A 1,071-nucleotide genomic window follows, 5' to 3' on the forward strand; every position below is an offset into this window, starting at 1 on the left:
ACAGCCTGATGGCGTAGATGTCACACTTGAGCCTACCCAGTCGGTACAGAACTACATGATTCAAGCTGATAGCACGGAAGGCAGTTTACAAAATGACTGGTTGATCATGGCAACCAAAGCCGCAATCCAAGCGAACCAATTGGATCAAGCAGACCTTCTGATAAAACGTCTGGCTCGCCAACAATTGACGGAAGTTCAACAGGCGGAGTGGCAACTGGCGCGTGCGACCATACAGCAAAAGCAAGGCGATTACTCTCAGTTGTTGCAACTTCTTAACTTTAAGCCTTGGTGGAAACTACCGAATGAGCAGTGGAAAGATTACTACTCTCTACGTGCCGATGCTTACCAAAGCCTAAATCAGCCGTTTGAAGCCAACCGCCAACTGGTAGCGTTTAGTCAATACGCGTCATCAGCAGAGCAACGCGAAATCTCAAGCCGAATTTGGATGAACTTTGGCAGTTACTCTGAATATGAGCTGACTTCGCTACAAACTGAACCCAGCGAAGACGTGTTAGACGGATGGTTGCAATTAGCAGTTTACGCAAAAACGCTCTCCGGCAATCTGTCTCAGTTAAAAAATACCCTTGAGCGTTGGTTGAACGAGAACCCGTCACACCCAGCGGCAATCTATACACCAGAAGAAATTCAAAACATTCTGTCACTTGATATCGTAAAACCAAATAACACAGCATTGTTGTTACCATTAACAGGTAAGTTTGCGCCTCAGGCACAATTGATCCGCGATGGTTTTGTATTCGCGATGATGAATGATAGAAACCGCGATCCAAGCGCAACGCTTACCGTCATTGATACGAATGCGTACAGCGCTGATGAAGTGAAACAACGTCTTATCAACGAAAACATCGATTTTGTTGTCGGCCCGCTGCAAAAAGAAAATGTTGAACTATTGCAAACCACAATGGATGGTTCAGCAAACAGTCCAGCCATTCCCGCACTGGCGTTGAATATTCCTGAAGATGTTCAGCCAGGTACCGACATTTGCTACCTAGCGTTGTCACCTGAGCAAGAAGTGGCTCAAGCTGCAAAATACTTGTTTAGTGAAGGCTATAG

General features: G+C 45.9%; 1 protein-coding gene. It reads left to right on the forward strand.

Annotated features, from left to right (window positions below; translation table 11 throughout):
• Positions 1-1,071 (forward strand): penicillin-binding protein activator (locus tag R7E00_RS24920; protein ID WP_318124894.1); only part of this gene is annotated, 1,071 nt, incomplete at both ends.

Origin of the sequence: Vibrio sp. Vb1755 (genome assembly GCF_033338635.1) — a bacterium.
Lineage (GTDB): Bacteria > Pseudomonadota > Gammaproteobacteria > Enterobacterales > Vibrionaceae > Vibrio > Vibrio alginolyticus.